The sequence below is a fragment of the Actinokineospora sp. UV203 genome (assembly GCF_056323665.1).
Map to the genome: position 1 here is coordinate 3,569,128 of NZ_CM150484.1, position 18,652 is coordinate 3,587,779.

Sequence of the window (18,652 nt, forward strand, 5' to 3'; positions counted from 1 at the left end):
TAGTACGACCATGGGCAAGCGCACCGACACCCGCGAACGGACGCTGCGGACCGCGGCGACCCTGTTCCGCACCCAGGGCTACCACGGCACGGGCCTCAACCAGGTCCTCGCCGAAGGCGGCCTCCCCAAGGGCTCGCTGTACTTCCACTTCCCCGGCGGCAAAGAACAACTCGCAGCGGAAGCGGTCGCCCTCGCGGCGGGCGAGCTGTGCGACTGGGTCTCCGCCACCCTCAACGCCGCCGCCGACCCGACGGCAGGCCTTGACGCGGTGATCCAGGGGCTCGCTGAGCACCTGGTCGCCTCCGATTTCGACCTCGGCTGTCCTATCGGGACGGTCGCGCCGGACGGCGGCGACATGGTGCGCGAAGCCTGCGTGTCCGCGTTCGCCTCCTGGCAGGGCGTGGTGCGCGATTTCCTTGTGGCACAAGACATTCCCGACGCCGACGATGTCGCCACCACGCTGCTCGCCGCCCTGGAGGGCGCGCAGCTGTTGGCCCGCACCCGCCGTGACACCGCGCCCCTCCACGCGGTCGGCAAGACCATGCGAACACTGTTGAAAGGACGCTGAACGTGCGCGTACACCACCTGAACTGCGGTTCGATGCGCCCGCCGGGCGGCAAGCTGCTCGACGGCGAACCGGGCTACCTCCGCGCGGCGAACATGGTCTGCCATGTGCTGCTCGTGGAAAGCGAACAGGGCTTGGTCCTGGTCGACACCGGCTTCGGCGAGACCGACCTGGCGCGGCTGCCGGGTTCGCTCCCCCGCGAGTTCGTGCACCTGGTCCGCCCGGTTGCCGACCCGTCGACGTCGGCGATCCGGCAGGTGGAGGCGTTGGGCCACAAGGCATCCGACGTCCGGCACATCATCCTGACGCACATGGACCTCGACCACGCGGGCGGCTTGCGTGACTTCCAAAGCGCCACCGTGCACGTGTACGAGCCGGAGCACAAGATCGCGACCGCGCAGGCGACTGTGCGCGAACGGCAGCGGTTCCGTGCCGCGCAGTGGGCGCACGGCCCGAAGTGGGAGATCTACCAGGCCGGTGGCGGCGACGAGTGGTTCGGCATGCGAGCGGTGCGCGGCCTGGTCGGCCTGCCAGAGGACTTCCTGCTGGTGCCGCTCGAAGGCCACACGCGCGGCCATGTCGGCGTCGCGGTCGACACCGGCTCGGGCTGGCTGCTGCACGCGGGCGACGCCTACTTCAACCGCGGCCAGGTCGACCCGGCGAAGCCGAGCTGCCCGCCGCTGATGGGCGCGTTCGAGAAGATCATGCAGGTGGACGGCAAGGCTCGGGTCGCGAACCAGGCCCGGCTGCGGGACCTGGTCCGCGACCACGGCGACGAGGTCACCGTGTTCTCCGCGCACGACGCCGTCGAGCTGCGCCGACTGGCGGGCTCAGTCGTCTGACCGGGCGGGCTCTCGCGAGCTGAACACCAGGTGGTTGACGCCCCACAGCACGACCCCGATCCCCAGCAGGATCGCGGCGATGACGTACTCCCTGGCGGGCCTGCCCGAAAGCGGGCTCGCCAGGAAGGCGCAGGTGACAGCGCCGATCACCGGGAGAATCGTGGGCGCGCGGAAGTGGTTGTGCTCCACCGGGTCCTTGCGCAGCACCAGCACGGCGACGTTGACCACGGTGAACACCACCAGCAGCAACAGCGACGTCGTCCCGCCGAGCAGGGTGATGTCGACCGACGCGACCAGGGCCACCGCGATCAGGCTGGTGAACAGGATCGACACCCACGGCGTGCGGCGGAACGGGTGCACCGTCCCGAAGGCGCGCGGGATGATCCGCTCGTTGGCCATGCCGTAGACGAGTCGGCTCGCCATCAGCATGTTGATCAGCGCCGAGTTGATGACCGCCAGCAGGCCGATCAGCGCGAACACCCACAGCGGGAAGTCCGGCGCCCCGGCCGCGACGACCCGCAGGAGCGCGTCGCTCTTCGCCGCCGACAGCTCGTTGGCGGGCAGCAGCAACGACGACGTGAGGGCGACCAGGACGTAGATCGTGGCCGCGACGCCCATGCCGATCAGCATCGCCTTGGGGAAGATTCGGACGGGTTCGCGGCATTCCTCGGCCATGTTGACCGAGTCCTCGAAGCCGACCATCGCGAAGAACGCCAGCGCCGTGGCGGAGGTGACCGCGATGAACGGGGTCTGGTTGGCGGTGTCGATCTCCAGCAGGCGACCGGGCTCGCCTTGGCCCTGGGTGATCGCGTAGAAGCCGATCACGATCACGATCAGCAGCCCGGACAGCTCGATCATCGTCAGGACCACGTTGGCCCACAGCGATTCCGCGACACCGCGGAAGTTGACCGCGGCCAGCAGCAGGATGAACCCGACCGCGATCCACACGGTCGGGATGGTGAGCGAGTCACCCATCAGCTTGCGCAGGTAGGTGTTGCCGAACGCCTGCGCGGCCGACGCGGCGGAGGTGATGCCCGACGACATCACCGCGAACGCGACCATGAACGTCAGGAACTGGATCTTGAACGCGCGGTGCGTGTAGAGCGCCGCACCGGCGGCCCGCGGATACTTCCCGACGAGTTCCAAGTAGCTGAACGCGGTCAGGAAGGCGACGAGGAACGCGATCAGGAACGGCAGCCACAGCGCGCCGCCGACCTTGCCCGCGACCGTCCCGGTGAGGGCGTACACGCCCGTGCCGATGATGTCGCCGACCACGAACAACAGCAGCAGCCCGGGTCCGATGACCCGCTTGAGTTCCGGTTGGGCCTGGTCCCCGGACTCGACGGTGATCGATTTCGGTTGGTCAACCATGCACTAGAGACTGTCCCACCGACTACCGTCGCACAAGGTCAAACACCGACCGCCCGCGGTTCGAACCGGTAGCGCCAGAATTTCGGGACCGCCACGACCGTGGCGATAGTCAAGGCCACCACCAGGACTCCGCCGATCGTGGCCGCCGCGGCCGTGCCCAGCGCGGCGCCGCCCCACCCGTGCAGGACGTCGGCGATGCGCGGCCCACCCGCGACGACGACGGTGAACACGCCCTGCATCCGGCCGCGCATCTCGTCGGTGGCCTCGGTTTGCAGCATCGAGCTGCGGTGCACCGCGCTGATCAGGTCCGCGCCGCCGCCGATCGCCAGGAAGACGACCGCGAGCCAGAGGGCGGTGGTCAGTCCGAAGCCGACCATCGCCAGTCCCCACACGATGATGGAGATGGTGATCACCGCGCCCTGCCGGGGCATCCGGGCGAACCATCCGGAGAAGATGCCGAACAGCGCGGAGCCGATGGGGATGGCGGCGTAGAGCCAGCCCAGCGCGAGCCCGCCGCCGGGCGGGTCGCCGAAGGTGCGCTCGGCCATCTCCGGGAACAGCGCGCGGGGCATCCCGGCGACCATCGCGATGATGTCGACCAGGAAGGACACGAGCAGGATGTTGCGTCCGCGCAGGTAGCGGAAGCCGTCGGCGATGTCGGTCAGGCCGGCTTTACGGGAGGAGCCCTCCCCCGGCGGCAGCTTGGGCAGCAGGGTCACCATCCACAGCGCGAGCACCAGCGCGACGGTGTCCACAAGGTACAAAGTGGACAAACCGAGCAGCGGAATCAGCGCGCCCGCGGCGAGCGGCCCGAACACCATGCCGAAGGTGAAGGTGGTGAAGCCGAGCGCGTTCGCCTGCGGGATCAGCTCCTCCGGCACCAGCCGCGCGATGGCGGCGCTGCGGGTCGGCATGTTGACCGCGACGAAGGCCTGTTGGAGCCCAAGCAGGGCCAGCACGGTCCACACCGACCCCAGCGACACGAACGCTTGAAGCCACAGCAGGCCGGAGGTCACGGCGACCCCGATGTTGGTGACGATCATGACGGTCCGCCGGTCATGCGCGTCCGCGATGGCCCCACCCCAGAGACCGAAGATGAGGAGTGGAACCAGCCCGACCGCGCCGGCGATGCCGACCCAGGCGGACGAGCCGGTGAGGTCGTAGACCTGCTTGGGGACGGCCACAGCGGTCAGCTGGCTGCCCACGGCGGTGACGGCAGTGGAGACCCAGAGCCGGCGGTAACCCTTGATCCGCAGCGGCCGGACGTCGATAAGGGCATTGCCGAACATCGTCCGGAATCGAGAGCGAGGCTCGGCGTCGAGAGTCACTTCGTTAGCCTAGGACAACTAACACCCACTTCTCGCGTGATTTTCACCAACTGGCGCATACGAGCGACCAGAGTCCCATCCGCCGATCAATTCGACAGCGAGGCGGCGCGCAGTTCGGATTTCAGATCGCGCATGTACGCCGGCGCCAACCTGAGAACGCTGTCGTCCGGGGCCAGCGCCCGCACCGCCATCCCAGTCCCCAGGGCAGTACGAGTCGCGAACAGTTCGTCCAGGTACCCGAGTCCGATCTTGGTGGTCTCGACGGTGCGCGGGTCTGTCTGTAGGCGCAGAATCCGATCGGCCACCTCGGCGGGCTGCCCGATATCCGACATCATCAGACGGACGACATCACCGGCGTCCTTGTCAGTGAGACGTACCTGCCCTTTCTCATCCGCGCGTTGCCGGATCTTGAATGCCTTGGCGATGAGCAGGGCGGCTGGGCCGGCCACCTGCGCTCGGACAGCGCGCGTGTCGGCGACGGGATCCAAGCTCACCACCTCCATGACGTCATGGTCGACGACTGCGGCTTCGATCCCGGGCACCCGTCGTGCCGACAGCTTGTCGTGTGGCGGGATCGCGACGCTGCGACTTCCGCGCCCCGCGAACGCCTCAGGAACGAGAAGGTCGACAGGAATGTTGATCGGTCGCCCGTCGACGACCGCTGATCGGAGCCAGGCTCCGACGTGGTTCTGCTCAGCCCGAACGAAACCCGCATCGGCCATCGCCTGTTCGAGAAGTGGAGCGTCAGCGAGATGGTCAGGATCGAGACCGAGATCGGCGTCGCTGGTAAAGGACGCCACGGCGAGTTCGACGTCGACGCTGCGGAGGTAGACGGCCTGGGCGCCGACAATCGTCACAGCGCTCGCCTGACTTGCCAGCGCTTCCAGAGCATCGAGCAGCACTCGTCGCGCGACGACTGTGAGCTCTTGATGGTCGTTGACGCCCGCTGGGATCTTTGACACGCGTGAGGCCCCCACACCTTGTCCCTTGAGAACTGAACTGATCAAGTTAGAGCATGACCTCAGTCCCCGATTGGGCTAGGTAGCCGCCACCGACTTTCCGATCCCGTCATCCAGTCGAGCAGGGCTTCCCCTTCAGCAGGCATTCGGCCAGGCCCGCTCAGGCAATCGAGCACGAGCTGACTGAGTCCGACGCAGTCGATCCCGTCGACCTGGGCGGGGTGCGGCCGGTCGAACACACCTCCTTCCTGGGAGGGAACGAGCAACTGGATGTCGGCATCGCCTGTGTGATCGGCCTGAGTCAACGACAGGTCGGCGGAAATCTCTTCGACCACACGCAAAGACGGTGGCACGTAAGCCATCAATGGGCCGCCGACAGCGATTGGGGCGAACGCGGCCGCAGCAAAGGTGCCTGTCATCAGTAGGCGATGACGATGATTTCCCTCACGAAGACGATCCAACAGCCGCTTGCGCCCTTGGCGTGCCACGAGGGACACCACACGGTTGGTCTTCATGAGCTGATGGCTGGACCCCCTCGCCCTGAGAAGTCCCACCCAATGGATGTGGGTGATCATCTTGCCTTCACGATCGATCAGTGCTTCTTCGCCCATGATGTCGAGCAGACGGGACACGTAGCTCTCGCTCACACCTGCGGCCGTGGCAAGTTCCCGGGGCTTCCGCGGCGGCTCGAAATCGACGAGTTCGCGGACTAGCCGTCCGGCTGTCGCCCCCGACAGGCTCCGCTTCGGCGACTGAGGAGGCGAGGGGTCTTGTCGGGTGCCCTCGGTCCTGATGACGACCGTCGGGCGGTCAAGTCGAATTGAGATATTGCCTGTCAAGTCGAGATAGTCGAAGCCGCGCTCTTCAAGGACCTCACGGGTTCGCGGACTCAACCAAGGTGCAAGCAACAGGGTTGTCGAGTTCGCGACGACCTCGTGAGCCTCAGATAGACGCACGTGTTTGACAGCGGCTGGCGTGAGTTTCGCCTTCGCGTTGACGAAGATGGTCCCAACCTGTTCGCCCGGCGTCTGGCGAGCTACGCCCCACACGGCGTCGTAGCCTTGATCAGACTTCTCGCCGTCGATCAACTGCTGGACGCTCCAGGTGGGGCCCAGCACCGCGCGGAGGGCCGCGACCCCATCGCGGAGCAGTCGCTCTTCGTCCATCAGAGACCAAGCCATGCCCGCAGCCTACAGAACTTGCCAAATGCCACCACTTGCCACGAGGTGACAAATTGGCGATTTTGGCAAGCTTGGTCAGTTGGCAGCCACAATAGGCGGAGTTACGGGCCTAGGCGTTGGACTCGCCAGCCGTCGCGGGTCAGTTGGAAGCGGAGGCGGTCGTGCATGCGGTCCTGCCTGCCCTGCCAGAACTCGACGACCTCCGGCTGGATCCGCCAACCACCCCAATGGGGTGGCACCGGCACGGTCTCGGCGTCGGCGAACCGGCGCTCGACGTTGGCCAGCGCGGTCTCCAGGGTGGCGCGGCCGTTGACGACGATCGACTGCGGCGAAGCCCAAGCCCCGAGCTGCGAGCCGCGGGGGCGCTTGGCCCAGTACTCGGCGGTCTCGGCGGCCGACACCTTCTCGACCGTGCCGCGGATGGTGGCCTGCCGGTGCATCGCGAACCACGGGAAGGTCGCCGACGCGTACCGGGTGGCCATCAGGTCGTGACTCTTCGCGGAGGTGTAGTTGGTGAAGAACACCAGGCCACGCTCGTCAAGGCCCTTGGCCAGGACAGCGCGCGAGGACGGCATTCCCTCGGCGTTGGCGGTCGCCAGGACCATGGCGTTCGGCTCGGCGACACCTGCCTGGCGGGCCGCGTCGAGCCAGAGCTGCAGCTGCTCGTGCCAAGTCGTCGCCAGGTCGGTCTCGGTGAGCGCACCCTGTTTGTAGGCCACCCGCATGGTCGGCAGTTCCAAGGTGATGTCGCCGTCCGCCATCCGTATCTCCTCCGCCAACCCGTCGGATCCCGCCGACAAGGGACGTTACGGGTAATCGAGGTGAACGGAAACCGCCCGGCCGGTGACAGCTGCCACGCCAATCGAACGATCGTGCTCACCCGTGTTACAGGCTGTTGAAGGTCAACAAGCTGAATCGATCCACTGGATCGTGACCGAAGACACCGCCGTGAACGATTGCTAACCGGGTGGTATGAGGAGCAAGGTTTGCCCAGCCGTGCAGTGGTGCTCGGCGACGGCGACCTGTCTTGACGCCGCTGCCGCTGCGCGAATCCGTCGGGGACATGGCGCGAAAGGCGAGACAATGCACAACGCAGTGCAGGACATCGACAAAGCAGATAAGACACTTGCGGCGGCGGTAGAACCGGATGACGGTTTCCGCCCCGGCCTCGAAGGCGTCATCGCCTTCCGCACGGAGATCGCCGAGCCGGACCGTGACGGCGGCGCCCTGCGCTACCGCGGTGTCGACATCGAGGATCTCGTCGGCCACGTGACATTCGGCAACGTGTGGGCCCTGCTGGTCGACGGCCGTTTCGGGCCGGGCCTGCCGCCCGCCGAGCCGTTCCCGCTGCCCGTGCACTCCGGCGACGTCCGGGTCGATGTGCAGGCCGGTCTCGCCATGCTCGCCCCGATCTGGGGTTACCAGCCGCTGCTCGACATCTCCGACGACGAAGCGCGCGACCAGCTCGCCCGCGCGTCGGTCATGGCCCTGTCGTACGTGGCGCAGTCCGCGCGCGGCATCCACCAGCCCGCGGTCCCGCAGAAGCGCATCGACGAGTGCAACTCGATCACCGAGCGCTTCATGACCCGCTGGCGCGGCGAGCCCGACCCCAAGCACGTCCAGGCAGTCGACGCGTACTGGGTCTCCGGCGCCGAGCACGGCCTCAACGCCTCCACCTTCACCGCCCGCGTCATCGCCTCCACCGGCGCCGACGTCGCGGCTTCGCTGTCGGGTGCGATCGGCGCCATGTCCGGCCCGCTGCACGGCGGCGCCCCGGCCCGCGTGCTGCCGATGCTCGAAGAGGTCGAGAAGAACGGCGACGCCCGCAAGTTCGTCAAGGGCATCCTCGACCGCAAGGAGCGGTTGATGGGCTTCGGCCACCGGGTCTACCGGGCCGAGGACCCACGCGCCCGCGTGCTGCGCCGCACCTGCAAGGAACTGGGTGCCGAGCGCTACGACGTGGCGGTGGCCCTGGAGCAGGCCGCGCTGGAGGAACTGCGCGAGCGACGCCCGGACCGCGCGATCGAGACCAACGTCGAGTTCTGGGCCGCGGTGATTCTGGACTTCGCCCAGGTCCCGCCGCACATGATGCCCGCGATGTTCACCTGTGCCCGGACTGCTGGTTGGTGCGCGCACATCATGGAGCAGAAGCGCACGGGCAAGCTGGTCCGTCCGGCCGCGAAGTACATCGGCCCCGCCCCTCGTAAGCCGGAAGAGGTCGAGGGCTGGGACAACATCGCCCACCACTGATCCTGTTTCACCCCTGGAGATCGCTCATCCGTTCGTGGAGTTTGCGGTGACACCCCGCCGCTGATCACATTGGCGGATGAGCGATCGCCTTCCGGCGCGAATGCGTGCCCTGGGGACGGAACTGGCAGCCCTGCGCGTGCGGGCGGGGTTGACGACACGGCAAGCCGCCGACCGAATCGGTGTTTCGAGCGCCACCCTGAACCGGATCGAGAAAGCCAGACGGTCCGCCACGGTGGCAGAAGTGTCGGCCATGCTGGCGATCTACGGCGTGGTCGGCAAGGAACGCAAGCGGATCATGGCTTTGGTCGAGACGGTGACCGCACCCGGCTGGCTGGAGACCGATCATCAGCTCAAGGAGCTGGTGCCCGCCTTGGCCAACTTCGAGTCGCAGGCCTCCTCGATCTTCAACTTCGCCCCGGCCAACGTCCCTGGACTGCTCCAAACCCAGGCCTATGCGCAGGCAATCATCAATGACGTCATGTCTGAGGACGTGCCGAAGCTCCTGGCCGATCGGTTGGAGCGGCAGAAGGTCCTCACCAAGCCCGGTGCGCCCGACTACCTCGCCGTCCTCGACGAAGCCACGCTGCGCAGGCCCATAGGCGGCTCCCACGTGATGGCCACACAGATCCGGCAGTTGATCGAACGGGCGAAGCTGCCCAACATCGAGATTCGCGTGATCCCCTTCAAATACAGCCAATACAGCAGCCCCGGCACCTTCAACGTCCTCGGATTCGCCGACGCACCACCGCTCGTCTACGTCGAGCACCGAGCCGTTTCAGGCTTTCTCGACAACCCGGGCGGCAGTCGCATGCTCCGCAACGAGGCGGTTAGGCTGGCAAAGATGGCTTTCGATTCCACCGATTCGGTGAACTTGCTGGCCATGGTTGCGGCGGACCATGAACGGAGCTGAAACGCATGCGCGGAGAGTGGCGGAAGTCCAGCTTCAGCGATGGAGCCCAAGCAGACTGTGTCGAGGTGGCCTACTCGACCGAGGTTCGCCTGCGTGACTCCAAGGCTCCCGATTCGGGCATGCTGCGCCTCCCCGTGTCGTCCTGGACTCCTCATCTCCTCGCGGAGTGTCAACCGATCGGATGACATGAGGTTCAGTGCTTCGGGCGTCCCTGGGCCTGCCGGTCCCGGGAAACGATCGAGTCATGAACGCGATCGAAGTCCGCGGCTTACGCAAGAACTACGGCGACAACACCGCCGTGGCAGGCATCGACCTCCACGTCGCCAAGGGCGAGGTCTTCGCCCTCCTGGGTCCTAACGGCGCAGGCAAGACCACCACCGTCGAAATCCTCGAAGGCCACCGCCACCGCACCAGCGGCGACGCCACCGTCCTCGGCGAGGACCCCGGCAAAGCAGGCAGGCACTGGCGCTCCCGCATCGGGATCGTCCTGCAAACCGCGACCGACAGCGCCGAGCTGACCGTCGCCGAGACGGTCAAGCACTACGCCGGTTATTACCCGAATCCCCGGTCTGTCACCGATGTCATCGACGTCTGCGGCCTTACCGAGAAAGCGAACGCGCGCATCAGGTCGTTGTCGGGGGGACAACGCAGGCGCGTGGACGTCGCTCTAGGGATCGTCGGCAACCCCGAACTGCTCTTCCTCGATGAGCCGACTACCGGGTTCGACCCGCAGGCCCGCCGCCAGTTCTGGGACCTCGTGCGGACCTTGGCAGGCGACGGCACGACCATCCTGCTCACCACCCACTACCTCGACGAGGCCGAAGCCCTCGCGAGCCGCCTGGCGGTGATCGCGGACGGGCGCATCGTCGCCGAGGGGACGCCCGCGACGCTCGGCGGGCGCGAGACCGCGCAGGCCACCGTCACCTGGACCGACCACACCGGCCCCCACGAACTCCAGACAGACGATCCGACCGGCGCCGTCGTCGCGCTGGCCGGGCGGGAGATCACCGGTCTGCGGGTGCACCAGCCGACGCTGGAAGACGTCTATCTCGACCTGATCGGAGCGAAGGCATGAGCACCGGAGCTCTTCCCGGAACCGCGAGCGTCGGCCTGTCGAGGGGTCAGGCCGAACTCCGCATGTTCTTCCGCGCCAAGGAAGCCGTGATCTTCACCTTCGCCTTCCCTGCCTTCCTGCTGATCCTGCTCGGCTCGATCTTCAACAAGACCGACCCGGGCCTGACCGTGCCGATGAGCCAGGTCTTCGCCGCCAGCATGATCGCCTACGGAATCCTGTCGACGGCCTTCCTGACCACCGGCGTCGGCATCGCGATCGACCGCGAGGACGGCACGCTAAAACGCCTGCGCGGCACACCGGTCACCGCGAGCGCGTACTTCGTCGGCAAGATCGTCCTGGTCGCGGTGGCGACACTGGCCGAAGTGATCCTGCTGCTCGCTGTCGGCGTGCTGCTCTTTGACCTGTCGTTGCCCACCGACCCGGCGCGTTGGCTGACACTGGCTTGGCTGCTCGCTCTGTCTGTCCTGAGTTGCACGCTGCTGGGTATCGCCGCCAGTTCGCTGGCCAAGTCCGGCAAGAGCGCGCCCGCGGTGCTGAACCTGCCGGTGATCGCGCTGCAGTTCACCTCCGGCATCTTCGTGCACATCTCGGTGCTGCCCGGCCCGATGGTGACCGTCGCGTCGTTCTTCCCGGTCAAGTGGATGGGCCAGGGCTTCCGCTCGGTGTTCCTGCCGGACAGCATGATGGTCGGGGAGGTGGCGGGCTCATGGGAGCACGGGATGACGGCACTGGTCTTGGGGGCGTGGTGCGTGATCGGTCTGGTGCTGTGCCTGCTGACGTTCCGGTGGAGCGAGCGGCGAGCCGGATGACGCAGGCGTGGGACCGGGCGCGGTGGATCTGGGACGTGTACTTCGCGCTCGGTTACGCCGCGGTCGTGGTGCTCGTCGTGACCGGCACCCAGCCCGTCGACCGGCAGGCGGGGGCGCTGATCGCCCTGACCGCGCTCGTCGCGTGGTACGGCCTGTACGGCCGCCGGGTCATCCTCACCGACGACAACCCGCGGGGCACGGTGTTCGTCGCGGGGCTGGCCGCCCTGTTCTTCACCGCCGTCGCGTTCACCCCGGTGAGCACCTACGCGCTGTTCATGATCTGCCCGATGGTGTTCATGACCTTCCGGCTGCGGATCTCCGCGCCGCTCGTCGCGCTGTTCAACATCTTGCCGCCGATCTTCTCCGCGCTCGTCGCAGGCGTTTCCTTCGGACCGCACGACTTCGGTCTGGCGTTCTTCGGTCTGGCGTTCTCCCTGCTCATCGGCACCTACATCCACCGGATCGTGCGTCAGAGCGAGGAGCGGGCCGTGCTGATCACCGAGTTGGAGAGCAGCCGCGCGGAGGTGGCGCGGCTGTCCCATGAGGCCGGGGTTAACGCCGAGCGGGCCCGGCTGGCGGGCGAGATCCACGACACCCTCGCCCAGGGCTTCACCAGCATCATCACCCTGGTGCAGGCCGCGGAGTCCGAAGTGGACTCCGAGAAGGCCCGGCGGCTGCTCGACCTGGCGGCGCGGACCGCGCGGGAAAACCTCGCCGAGGCACGGGCTTTGGTCGCGGCCCTGGCACCGTCCGCGCTGTCCGGCGGGTCGCTCGCCGACGCGCTGGGCAGGCAGGTCGAGCGGCTGCGCGCCGAGACCGGGGTCGACGCGCGGTTCCACGCCGAGGGCGCCGCGCCGCTGCCGACCGGTGTGGAGGTCCTGCTGCTGCGCGCGGCGCAGGAGGCGCTGGCCAACGTCCGCAAACACGCGGCGGCGTCCAGCGTGGACGTCAGCCTCACCCAGACCGACCAGGGAGTCACTTTGCGCGTCACCGACGACGGTGTGGGCTTCGACCCGGACGGCCAGACCGGCGGGTTCGGGCTGCGCGGCATGCGCGCGCGGGCGGAGCAGGTGGCCGCGACGGTGTCGGTCCGATCCGCATCGGGCGCGGGGACCACGGTGACGGTGGAGGTGCTCGGATGATCACGGTGCTGCTGGTGGACGACCACCCGGTGGTCCGCGCGGGGCTGCGCGGGATGCTCGAAGCCGAACCCGACCTGACCGTCGTCGGCGAGGCGGGCTCCGGTGAGGAAGCGGTGGCCGTGGCCCGCGCGCTGCGCCCGCAGGTGATCCTGATGGACCTGCGGATGCCCGGTCTCGACGGCGCGGGCGCGACCGCGAAGATCGTCGCCGAGGGTGGTTCCGCGGTGGTGGTGCTCACTACCTACGAAACGGATACGGACATTTTGCGCGCGGTCGAGGCGGGCGCGTCCGGATATCTGTTGAAAGACGCGTCCACCATGGAATTGGCCGACGCCGTCCGGGCCGCCAGCCGAGGTGAGACGGTGCTCGCGCCGTCGGTCGCCGGGAAGCTCGTCCGCAGTGTCCGCACCCCCGCCAAGCAGGCACTTTCCGCGCGGGAGCGGGAGGTCCTCAAGCTGGTCGGGCAGGGCATGACCAATGCCGACGTCGGCCGGGCGTTACACATCAGCGAGGCGACTGTAAAGACCCATTTGGTTCGATCGTTCGATAAACTTGGCGTCTCGGACCGGACGGCCGCGGTCACAAAGGCCATCTCCATGGGGTTATTGGGTTGATTTATGACCCACAATTCATTCCATGCTGCAGCAGACAACCGACTTCGCCCTGCTCCGCCGGATCGCGACGGCGCAGGCGGAGAGCCGCGCCCCCTCCTTGGTCGCGGCTGTCGTCCGCGACGGCGCCGTGGTCTGGACGGGGGCCCGGGGCAAGGTCGACGGCCAGGCGCCGACCACCGACACCCAGTACCGGATCGGGTCGATCACCAAGACGTTCATCGCGGTCCTGGTCATGCGGCTGCGCGACGAGGGCCTGCTCGACCTGAACGACCCGCTCGACAAGCACCTGCAGGGCACGTCGTTCGGCGACGTCACCATCGCGCAGCTGCTCTCGCACACCGCAGGCCTGACCTCGGAGTCGCCCGGTCTGTGGTGGGAGCGCGCCGTAGGCGACGACTGGACGGCGCTGCAGACCAGCCTCACCCAGAACGCGCTGCGCCACCGCTCCGGCGCGCGGTTCCACTACACGAACGTCGGCTACGGCGTCCTCGGTGAACTGGTCGCGCGCGTGCGCGAAACCAGCTGGCTCAAGGCGCTCGACACCGAGATCCTCGCGCCCCTCGGCATGACTCGCACCACCCCGCAGCCGGAGGCGCCCGCCGCGCTCGGATGGGCTGTGCACCCCTTCGCCGACGTCCTGCTCAACGAGCCCACCCCGGACGCGGGCGCCATGGCCCCGGCCGGGCAGCTGTGGTCGACGGTGCACGACCTGGCCCGCTGGGTCCGCTTCATCGGCGGGGACACCGGCGACGTGCTGCACCCCGACACCGTCGCGGAGATGCGCACGCCGGTCCACGTGGACGACAACGACGCGTGGACCATGGGCTACGGCCTCGGCTTCGAGGCGATGCGCCTGGGCGGTCGGCGCCTGTCGGGCCACAGCGGCTCGATGCCCGGCTTCCTGGCGAGCGCGCTCATCGACTGGCGCACCGGCACGGGCGCGCTGACCATGGCCAACTCGACCGCCGGGGTGCCGGTCGTCGGCCTGTCGCACGACCTGATCAACCTGGTCGAGGAGCTGGAGCCGGCGCTGCCCGCCGAGTGGGAGCCGATGGCCGAGGCCGACCCGGAGCTGCTGAGCCTCACCGGCCTGTGGCACTGGGGCCCGACCCCGTACCTGCTGCGGCTGCTGCCCGAGGGCTGGCTGCGACTGGCCCCGGTCTCCGGTGTCGGCAGGCAGTCCCGCTTCCGCCCGGAAGGCCGCGACACCTGGACCGGCCTCGACGGCTACTACGCGGGCGAGACCCTGGTCCTGCACCGCGACGCCGACGGCGCCCCCAGCCACTTCGACCTGGCCACCTTCGTCTTCACCCGCGAGCCGTACGGCACCCCCGACGCCATCCCCGGCGGCGTCGACGAGACCGGCTGGCGCACCCGCGAGTAGCCGGCAAGTTTTTGGCAACAAGTGATCGACATCCTTGACGTGGAGCTCGGACCACCGGGCCCGGCGCCGGGGCCATGACCGCCCCAGCGTCTTTCCGGGGAGGGAGAACACCTTGTTGTCCACACGTCTCAAGGCTTTCGGGGTCGCATTGGCCGCGGGGGCAAGCCTGCTCGCGACACTTGTCATCGCCACACCGGCGAACGCGGCCCCGCCGCCCGCCGAGTCCGTCACCACCGCCACCGCGGCGGGCACGATCGTCGGCATCCAGAACTGCGACGGCCGGTGGGAGGAGTTCACGATTTCCTCCGCCCGCACCCTCATCCACCGCTACCAGGTGAGCCCCGGGGGCGCGTGGTCGGGCTGGGTCGGCCTGGGCGGATGGCTGATGTACGACGTCGACGTCGCGCGGAACACCAACTGCGCGCTCGAGGTGTTCGGCATCGGCGGCGGCAACCAGATGTACCACATCTGGCAGCAGGCAGGCGCGCCCGGCGGCTGGAGCGGCTGGGGTGGCCTCGGCGGCTACCTCGTCAGCTCCCCCGACGCCCACTACCTGTGGGACGGGCGCATCGAGGTCTGCGCCTGGGGGCCGGACAACATCTATCACTGCAAGGCGCAGTCCGCGCCGTCCTCCGGCCCGTGGACCGGCTGGTACTAGGCACGCACGGTGAGCCCCGCGTCCATGGTGGACGCGGGGCTCGCCCCGTCCGACCAGCACCTTTCCCGCCTGCCGGTCATCGTGTGGCGGGTCTGAGCGGTCGTGCGAGACTGGGGACAGCCCGTCACCGTCGCCGGGGTCCCACAGTCGTCGCAGTACCGAAAGGCGCCGAAGAGATGACCCAGACCGCCGACCCGAGCACGCTGGTGCTGCCCGCCGAACTGCTGCCCTCCGACGGGCGCTTCGGCTGCGGACCCTCGAAGGTCCGCCCGGAGCAGGTGGCCGCGCTGGCCACCGAGGGCGCCAAGCTGCTCGGCACCTCCCACCGGCAGAAGCCGGTCCAGTCGCTGGTCGGGCGGGTGCGCGGCGGCCTGCGTGAGCTGTTCTCGCTGCCCGAGGGCTACGAGGTCGTGCTGGGCAACGGCGGCGCCACCGCGTTCTGGGACGCGGCCGCGTTCGGCCTGGTGCGCGAGCGCTCGCAGCACTTCACCAACGGCGAGTTCTCGTCGAAGTTCGCCGCCGTGACCAAGGGCGCGCCGTTCCTGGGCGAGCCGGTCGTGGTCAAGGCCGAGCCGGGCACCGCGCCCGAGATCGCCTACGCCGAGGGCACCGACCTGGTCGGCTGGGCGCACAACGAGACCTCCACCGGCGTGCAGATGCCGATCGTGCGCCCCGCGGGGTCCGGTGACGCGCTGGTCGCCATCGACGCCACCTCCGGCGCGGGCGGCCTGCCGGTCAAGGCCGAGGACTTCGACGTCTACTACTTCGCGCCGCAGAAGTCCTTCGCCTCCGACGGCGGTCTCTGGCTGGCGCTGATGAGCCCGGCCGCGCTGGCCCGGGTCGCGGAAATCGGCGCGTCGGACCGCTGGATCCCCGAGTTCCTGTCGCTCACCACCGCTGTCGACAACTCGGTCAAAGACCAGACCTACAACACCCCGGCTATCTCGACGCTGTTCCTGCTGGCCGAGCAGATCGACTGGATGCTGGGCAACGGCGGCCTCGACTGGACTGTCGCGCGCACCAAGGACTCGTCGAGCAGGCTGTACAGCTGGGCCGAGAAGGGCGAGTTCACCACGCCGTTCGTCGCCGACCCGGCGCACCGCTCGCAGGTCGTCGGCACGATCGACTTCACCGACGCGGTCGACGCCGCCCAGGTGGCGAAGGTCCTGCGCGCCAACGGCATCGTCGACGTCGAGCCGTACCGCAAGCTCGGCCGCAACCAGCTGCGCGTGGCGATGTTCCCGGCGATCGAACCGGACGACGTGAGCCTGCTGACCAGCGCCATCGATTGGGTCGTGGAGCGCCTGGGCTAGGCCCAGATACGCGAACGGGTGAACGATCACAACCTTGGTGCGCCGCACGTTCGAATACGGCAAGATCATTCGGGATATCCCTTGGGTAACGGCGCGCCTAGTTCGTCAAGGCGACTCGCCGATCTACCGTGGGACGCTGGCGAGTGAAGTCTGCTCAGATCGTATGGAGGTGCACGATGCGCGCGCTGCGGGTCGTCGGGCTCGGAGATGACGGCAAGACCGTCATCTGCGAAGACTCGGCGCGTGGCGAGCGTTTCACTCTTCCCGCGGACGAGCGGCTGCGTGCGGCCGCCCGAGGAGACGTCACCCGACTCGGCCAGATCGAAATCGAGCTGGAGAGCCAGATGCGTCCACGAGAGATCCAGACCCGTATCCGTGCCGGAGAGTCCGTGGAGCAGGTCGCCGAGGCGGCGGGCGTCCCGACTCACAAGGTCGAGCGTTACGCCTACCCGGTATTACTGGAGCGGTCCCGCACCGCCGACCTCGCCCAACGCGCACACCCGATCCGTGAAGACGGCCCGGACGTGCAGACGCTCGGCGAGGTCGTCGCGCACTCCTTCGGCCTGCGCGGCCAGGACTACGCGGTCGCCAACTGGGACTCGTGGCGCGGCGAGGACAACAAGTGGGTCGTGCAGCTGAGCTGGACGGCCGGTAGGTCGCTCAACCGCGCCCACTGGTCGTTCCACCCCGGCGCCCACGGCGGCACGGTCACCCCGCTGGACGACCACGCCCGCGACCTGCTCGACCCCCAGCCCAACCGTCCGCTGCGCACGGTCCGCCCGGTCACCCAGCTCGCCCAGGCGGCCATGGACCTGGACACGGCTGAGCGTCCGGCCGAACTGCCCGCGGCGGTCAACGGCTCGGAGGCGCCCACGACGGACTTCGTGGTGGAAGATTTCGAACTGACCCCGGAGCCCGCTCCGCAGGTGGAGGAATTGGTGGACACAGTCGAGGAAGCTCCCGCCGAGATCGTCGAGGAGCAGGCCACGGCCGAGTCCGTCGAGGAAGAGCCTGCCCCCCGCGAAAGCGACGAGCCGGAGAACGCCCTGATCGACGAGCCCGCCCGCAAGCCTGAACCGCCCCGGCGGCCGAAGGCGAGCAAGAAGGCCCGGCCGATCGTCCCCTCGTGGGAGGACGTCCTGCTCGGCACCCGCTCCAACCGGGGCTGACCGACCGACGAGAAGGCGGTCCCCAGATGTCTGGGGGCCGCCTTTTCGCATGTCCGACCTAGCGCCGTCAGGGCTCCCGCCGCCGCCACGCGGCGACGTTCAACACAACGGCTTGGTCAGCCGTCCCTCCATGGTCCACGACGACTGGCAACTCGTACTTGCGACGGTGGTCTTCGCAGGGCTCGTCGTCGGGTGCGTCGCCTCGCCCACCCGACCCTGCGCCTGCTGCTGTTCAACACGATCCTGGTCAGCGGCCTGATCATGGCCTGCGCTCCGCTCATCGCCGTCCTGATGCTGGGTGAACTCGGGTTCACGCCATGGGAGTACGGCCTGGCGTTCGCGCTCCCCTGCGTCGGCGGCCTCATCGGCGCGCGGCTGTCCCACGGTGTGGTCGAACGGTTCGGGCGGCACCGGGTCATGCTCACCGCGGGCACCCTGCGCGCCTGCTGGCTGCTCGGGCTGGCCTTCATCCACCCCGGCGTCACCGGCCTGGCGTTGGTCATCGGCGTCGAGTTCGGGCTGATCACCTGCATGGGCCTGTTCAACCCGGTGTTCGCCACCTACCGGCTCGACCAGCTCCCGTCGGACCGAATCGCCCGCACCCTGTCCGCGTGGTCGATCACCAGCAAAGCCACCACCGCGGCCCTGACCGCGCTGTGGGGCGTGTTGGCGGGACTCACCAGCACCCGCACCGCGATCGCCGTCGCGGGCGTGGTCATGCTCGCGACTCCGCTGCTGCTGCCCCGGCACGACCACACACCACGGCCCGAGCCTGAGTCGGCCCCGAGCCCGGCCCGCGGCTAGAGCATCCCCGGAAACTTGAGTCGTCCCATGTGGAAGAACAGACGCCCATTGATCGTCTCGTCGTCGACAAGAGTCGCCCTGCCGCGCCCGCTAACCTGGCCGCCCTCGTCACCCTCCCAGGTGGACTCGACACCGGTCCGGCCGTCCCGCTCGACCGGACGGTAGTCCAGCCTGCCAGGGACGGGAAAGAAGCCGAACTGGCCGCTCCCGTCCCGGACGAACTCGATGAAACCCGGCTCGACCAGGTCAATGGCGTCGCGGTCCCATTTGCTCATTCG

The 18,652-nt window shown here is 68.3% G+C and carries 19 protein-coding genes and 1 pseudogene; 14 read left to right on the forward strand and 6 right to left on the reverse strand.

What is annotated here, in order from left to right:
• Positions 1-10 precede the first annotated feature (10 nt).
• The gene (locus ACUZ2Y_RS16770; RefSeq protein WP_476319829.1) at positions 11-568 is read left to right on the forward strand and encodes a TetR/AcrR family transcriptional regulator; all 558 of its coding nucleotides are present in this window, start codon (positions 11-13) and stop codon (positions 566-568) included.
• Positions 569-570: 2 nt separating this feature from the next.
• A complete protein-coding gene (locus ACUZ2Y_RS16775; protein ID WP_476319831.1) occupies positions 571-1,407 on the forward strand; it encodes an MBL fold metallo-hydrolase in 837 nt (278 codons plus the stop codon).
• Here ACUZ2Y_RS16775 and ACUZ2Y_RS16780 read toward each other — a convergent pair.
• From ACUZ2Y_RS16780 to pdxH, 5 genes are all read right to left on the reverse strand, one after another.
• The gene (locus tag ACUZ2Y_RS16780) at positions 1,396-2,778 is read right to left on the reverse strand and encodes an APC family permease (protein WP_476319833.1); all 1,383 of its coding nucleotides are present in this window, start codon (positions 2,776-2,778) and stop codon (positions 1,396-1,398) included. The genes ACUZ2Y_RS16775 and ACUZ2Y_RS16780 overlap by 12 nt on opposite strands.
• A gap of 38 nt (positions 2,779-2,816) precedes the next feature.
• Positions 2,817-4,067, reverse strand: a complete 1,251-nt coding sequence (locus ACUZ2Y_RS16785; RefSeq protein ID WP_476319835.1) for an MFS transporter — start codon at positions 4,065-4,067, stop codon at positions 2,817-2,819.
• Between the two features lie 125 nt (positions 4,068-4,192).
• Positions 4,193-5,068 carry a hypothetical protein gene (locus ACUZ2Y_RS16790; protein WP_476319837.1) on the reverse strand — a complete coding sequence of 292 codons (876 nt, stop codon included), beginning with the start codon at positions 5,066-5,068 and terminating at the stop codon, positions 4,193-4,195.
• A gap of 59 nt (positions 5,069-5,127) precedes the next feature.
• Entirely contained in the window at positions 5,128-6,246 is a 1,119-nt protein-coding gene (locus ACUZ2Y_RS16795; protein ID WP_476319839.1) for a hypothetical protein, read from the reverse strand.
• A 101-nt stretch (positions 6,247-6,347) separates the two neighbouring features.
• Positions 6,348-7,007 (reverse strand): pyridoxamine 5'-phosphate oxidase, encoded by a 660-nt coding sequence (gene pdxH, locus ACUZ2Y_RS16800; protein ID WP_476319841.1) that lies wholly within the window; start codon positions 7,005-7,007, stop codon positions 6,348-6,350.
• A 322-nt stretch (positions 7,008-7,329) separates the two neighbouring features.
• Here pdxH and ACUZ2Y_RS16805 point away from each other — a divergent pair, with 322 nt between their 5' ends.
• The 12 genes and pseudogenes from ACUZ2Y_RS16805 to ACUZ2Y_RS16860 all read left to right on the forward strand — a co-directional run.
• Positions 7,330-8,496 carry a citrate synthase 2 gene (locus ACUZ2Y_RS16805; RefSeq protein ID WP_476319844.1) on the forward strand — a complete coding sequence of 389 codons (1,167 nt, stop codon included), beginning with the start codon at positions 7,330-7,332 and terminating at the stop codon, positions 8,494-8,496.
• A gap of 76 nt (positions 8,497-8,572) precedes the next feature.
• Complete coding sequence (locus ACUZ2Y_RS16810) at positions 8,573-9,406, forward strand: helix-turn-helix domain-containing protein (RefSeq protein WP_476319846.1); 834 nt, start codon at positions 8,573-8,575, stop codon at positions 9,404-9,406.
• A gap of 5 nt (positions 9,407-9,411) precedes the next feature.
• Positions 9,412-9,591, forward strand: a complete 180-nt coding sequence (locus ACUZ2Y_RS16815; protein WP_476319848.1) for a DUF397 domain-containing protein — start codon at positions 9,412-9,414, stop codon at positions 9,589-9,591.
• A 59-nt stretch (positions 9,592-9,650) separates the two neighbouring features.
• Complete coding sequence (locus ACUZ2Y_RS16820) at positions 9,651-10,481, forward strand: ABC transporter ATP-binding protein (RefSeq protein WP_476319850.1); 831 nt, start codon at positions 9,651-9,653, stop codon at positions 10,479-10,481.
• Positions 10,478-11,290, forward strand: coding sequence for an ABC transporter permease (locus ACUZ2Y_RS16825; RefSeq protein WP_476319852.1), 813 nt, complete (start codon positions 10,478-10,480; stop codon positions 11,288-11,290). The genes ACUZ2Y_RS16820 and ACUZ2Y_RS16825 overlap by 4 nt, the downstream gene beginning before the upstream one ends.
• Complete coding sequence (locus ACUZ2Y_RS16830) at positions 11,287-12,432, forward strand: sensor histidine kinase (protein WP_476319854.1); 1,146 nt, start codon at positions 11,287-11,289, stop codon at positions 12,430-12,432. Before ACUZ2Y_RS16825 ends, ACUZ2Y_RS16830 begins: the two co-directional genes overlap by 4 nt.
• Positions 12,429-13,046, forward strand: a complete 618-nt coding sequence (locus tag ACUZ2Y_RS16835; protein ID WP_476319856.1) for a response regulator — start codon at positions 12,429-12,431, stop codon at positions 13,044-13,046. Before ACUZ2Y_RS16830 ends, ACUZ2Y_RS16835 begins: the two co-directional genes overlap by 4 nt.
• Positions 13,047-13,068: 22 nt before the next feature.
• Positions 13,069-14,430 carry a serine hydrolase domain-containing protein gene (locus ACUZ2Y_RS16840; RefSeq protein ID WP_476319858.1) on the forward strand — a complete coding sequence of 454 codons (1,362 nt, stop codon included), beginning with the start codon at positions 13,069-13,071 and terminating at the stop codon, positions 14,428-14,430.
• Positions 14,431-14,542: 112 nt separating this feature from the next.
• Positions 14,543-15,088 (forward strand): DUF8189 domain-containing protein, encoded by a 546-nt coding sequence (locus tag ACUZ2Y_RS16845; RefSeq protein WP_476319860.1) that lies wholly within the window; start codon positions 14,543-14,545, stop codon positions 15,086-15,088.
• Between the two features lie 176 nt (positions 15,089-15,264).
• A complete protein-coding gene (gene serC / locus ACUZ2Y_RS16850) occupies positions 15,265-16,401 on the forward strand; it encodes a phosphoserine transaminase (protein ID WP_476319863.1) in 1,137 nt (378 codons plus the stop codon).
• Between the two features lie 176 nt (positions 16,402-16,577).
• Complete coding sequence (gene sepH / locus ACUZ2Y_RS16855; RefSeq protein ID WP_476319865.1) at positions 16,578-17,570, forward strand: septation protein SepH; 993 nt, start codon at positions 16,578-16,580, stop codon at positions 17,568-17,570.
• Positions 17,571-17,771: 201 nt separating this feature from the next.
• Positions 17,772-18,374, forward strand: a pseudogene (locus ACUZ2Y_RS16860) (MFS transporter); the annotation flags it as partial.
• Here the strand turns inward: ACUZ2Y_RS16860 and ACUZ2Y_RS16865 are convergent.
• Entirely contained in the window at positions 18,371-18,649 is a 279-nt protein-coding gene (locus tag ACUZ2Y_RS16865; protein WP_476319867.1) for a hypothetical protein, read from the reverse strand. The pseudogene ACUZ2Y_RS16860 and the gene ACUZ2Y_RS16865 sit on opposite strands and share 4 nt — an antisense overlap.
• Between the last annotated feature and the right edge of the window lie 3 nt (positions 18,650-18,652).

What these genes read in the sequence shown, in the direction of transcription:
- ACUZ2Y_RS16770 (WP_476319829.1), top strand. Translation starts at nt 11, where the DNA reads ATGGGCAAGCGCACCGACACCCGCGAACGGACGCTGCGGACCGCGGCG.
- ACUZ2Y_RS16780 (WP_476319833.1), bottom strand. Translation starts at nt 2,778, where the DNA reads ATGGTTGACCAACCGAAATCGATCACCGTCGAGTCCGGGGACCAGGCC.
- ACUZ2Y_RS16785 (WP_476319835.1), bottom strand. Translation starts at nt 4,067, where the DNA reads ATGTTCGGCAATGCCCTTATCGACGTCCGGCCGCTGCGGATCAAGGGT.
- ACUZ2Y_RS16795 (WP_476319839.1), bottom strand. Translation starts at nt 6,246, where the DNA reads ATGGCTTGGTCTCTGATGGACGAAGAGCGACTGCTCCGCGATGGGGTC.
- pdxH (WP_476319841.1), bottom strand. Translation starts at nt 7,007, where the DNA reads ATGGCGGACGGCGACATCACCTTGGAACTGCCGACCATGCGGGTGGCC.
- ACUZ2Y_RS16805 (WP_476319844.1), top strand. Translation starts at nt 7,330, where the DNA reads ATGCACAACGCAGTGCAGGACATCGACAAAGCAGATAAGACACTTGCG.
- ACUZ2Y_RS16810 (WP_476319846.1), top strand. Translation starts at nt 8,573, where the DNA reads ATGAGCGATCGCCTTCCGGCGCGAATGCGTGCCCTGGGGACGGAACTG.
- ACUZ2Y_RS16815 (WP_476319848.1), top strand. Translation starts at nt 9,412, where the DNA reads ATGCGCGGAGAGTGGCGGAAGTCCAGCTTCAGCGATGGAGCCCAAGCA.
- ACUZ2Y_RS16820 (WP_476319850.1), top strand. Translation starts at nt 9,651, where the DNA reads ATGAACGCGATCGAAGTCCGCGGCTTACGCAAGAACTACGGCGACAAC.
- ACUZ2Y_RS16825 (WP_476319852.1), top strand. Translation starts at nt 10,478, where the DNA reads ATGAGCACCGGAGCTCTTCCCGGAACCGCGAGCGTCGGCCTGTCGAGG.
- ACUZ2Y_RS16830 (WP_476319854.1), top strand. Translation starts at nt 11,287, where the DNA reads ATGACGCAGGCGTGGGACCGGGCGCGGTGGATCTGGGACGTGTACTTC.
- ACUZ2Y_RS16835 (WP_476319856.1), top strand. Translation starts at nt 12,429, where the DNA reads ATGATCACGGTGCTGCTGGTGGACGACCACCCGGTGGTCCGCGCGGGG.
- ACUZ2Y_RS16840 (WP_476319858.1), top strand. Translation starts at nt 13,069, where the DNA reads ATGCTGCAGCAGACAACCGACTTCGCCCTGCTCCGCCGGATCGCGACG.
- serC (WP_476319863.1), top strand. Translation starts at nt 15,265, where the DNA reads ATGACCCAGACCGCCGACCCGAGCACGCTGGTGCTGCCCGCCGAACTG.
- sepH (WP_476319865.1), top strand. Translation starts at nt 16,578, where the DNA reads ATGCGCGCGCTGCGGGTCGTCGGGCTCGGAGATGACGGCAAGACCGTC.
- ACUZ2Y_RS16865 (WP_476319867.1), bottom strand. Translation starts at nt 18,649, where the DNA reads ATGAGCAAATGGGACCGCGACGCCATTGACCTGGTCGAGCCGGGTTTC.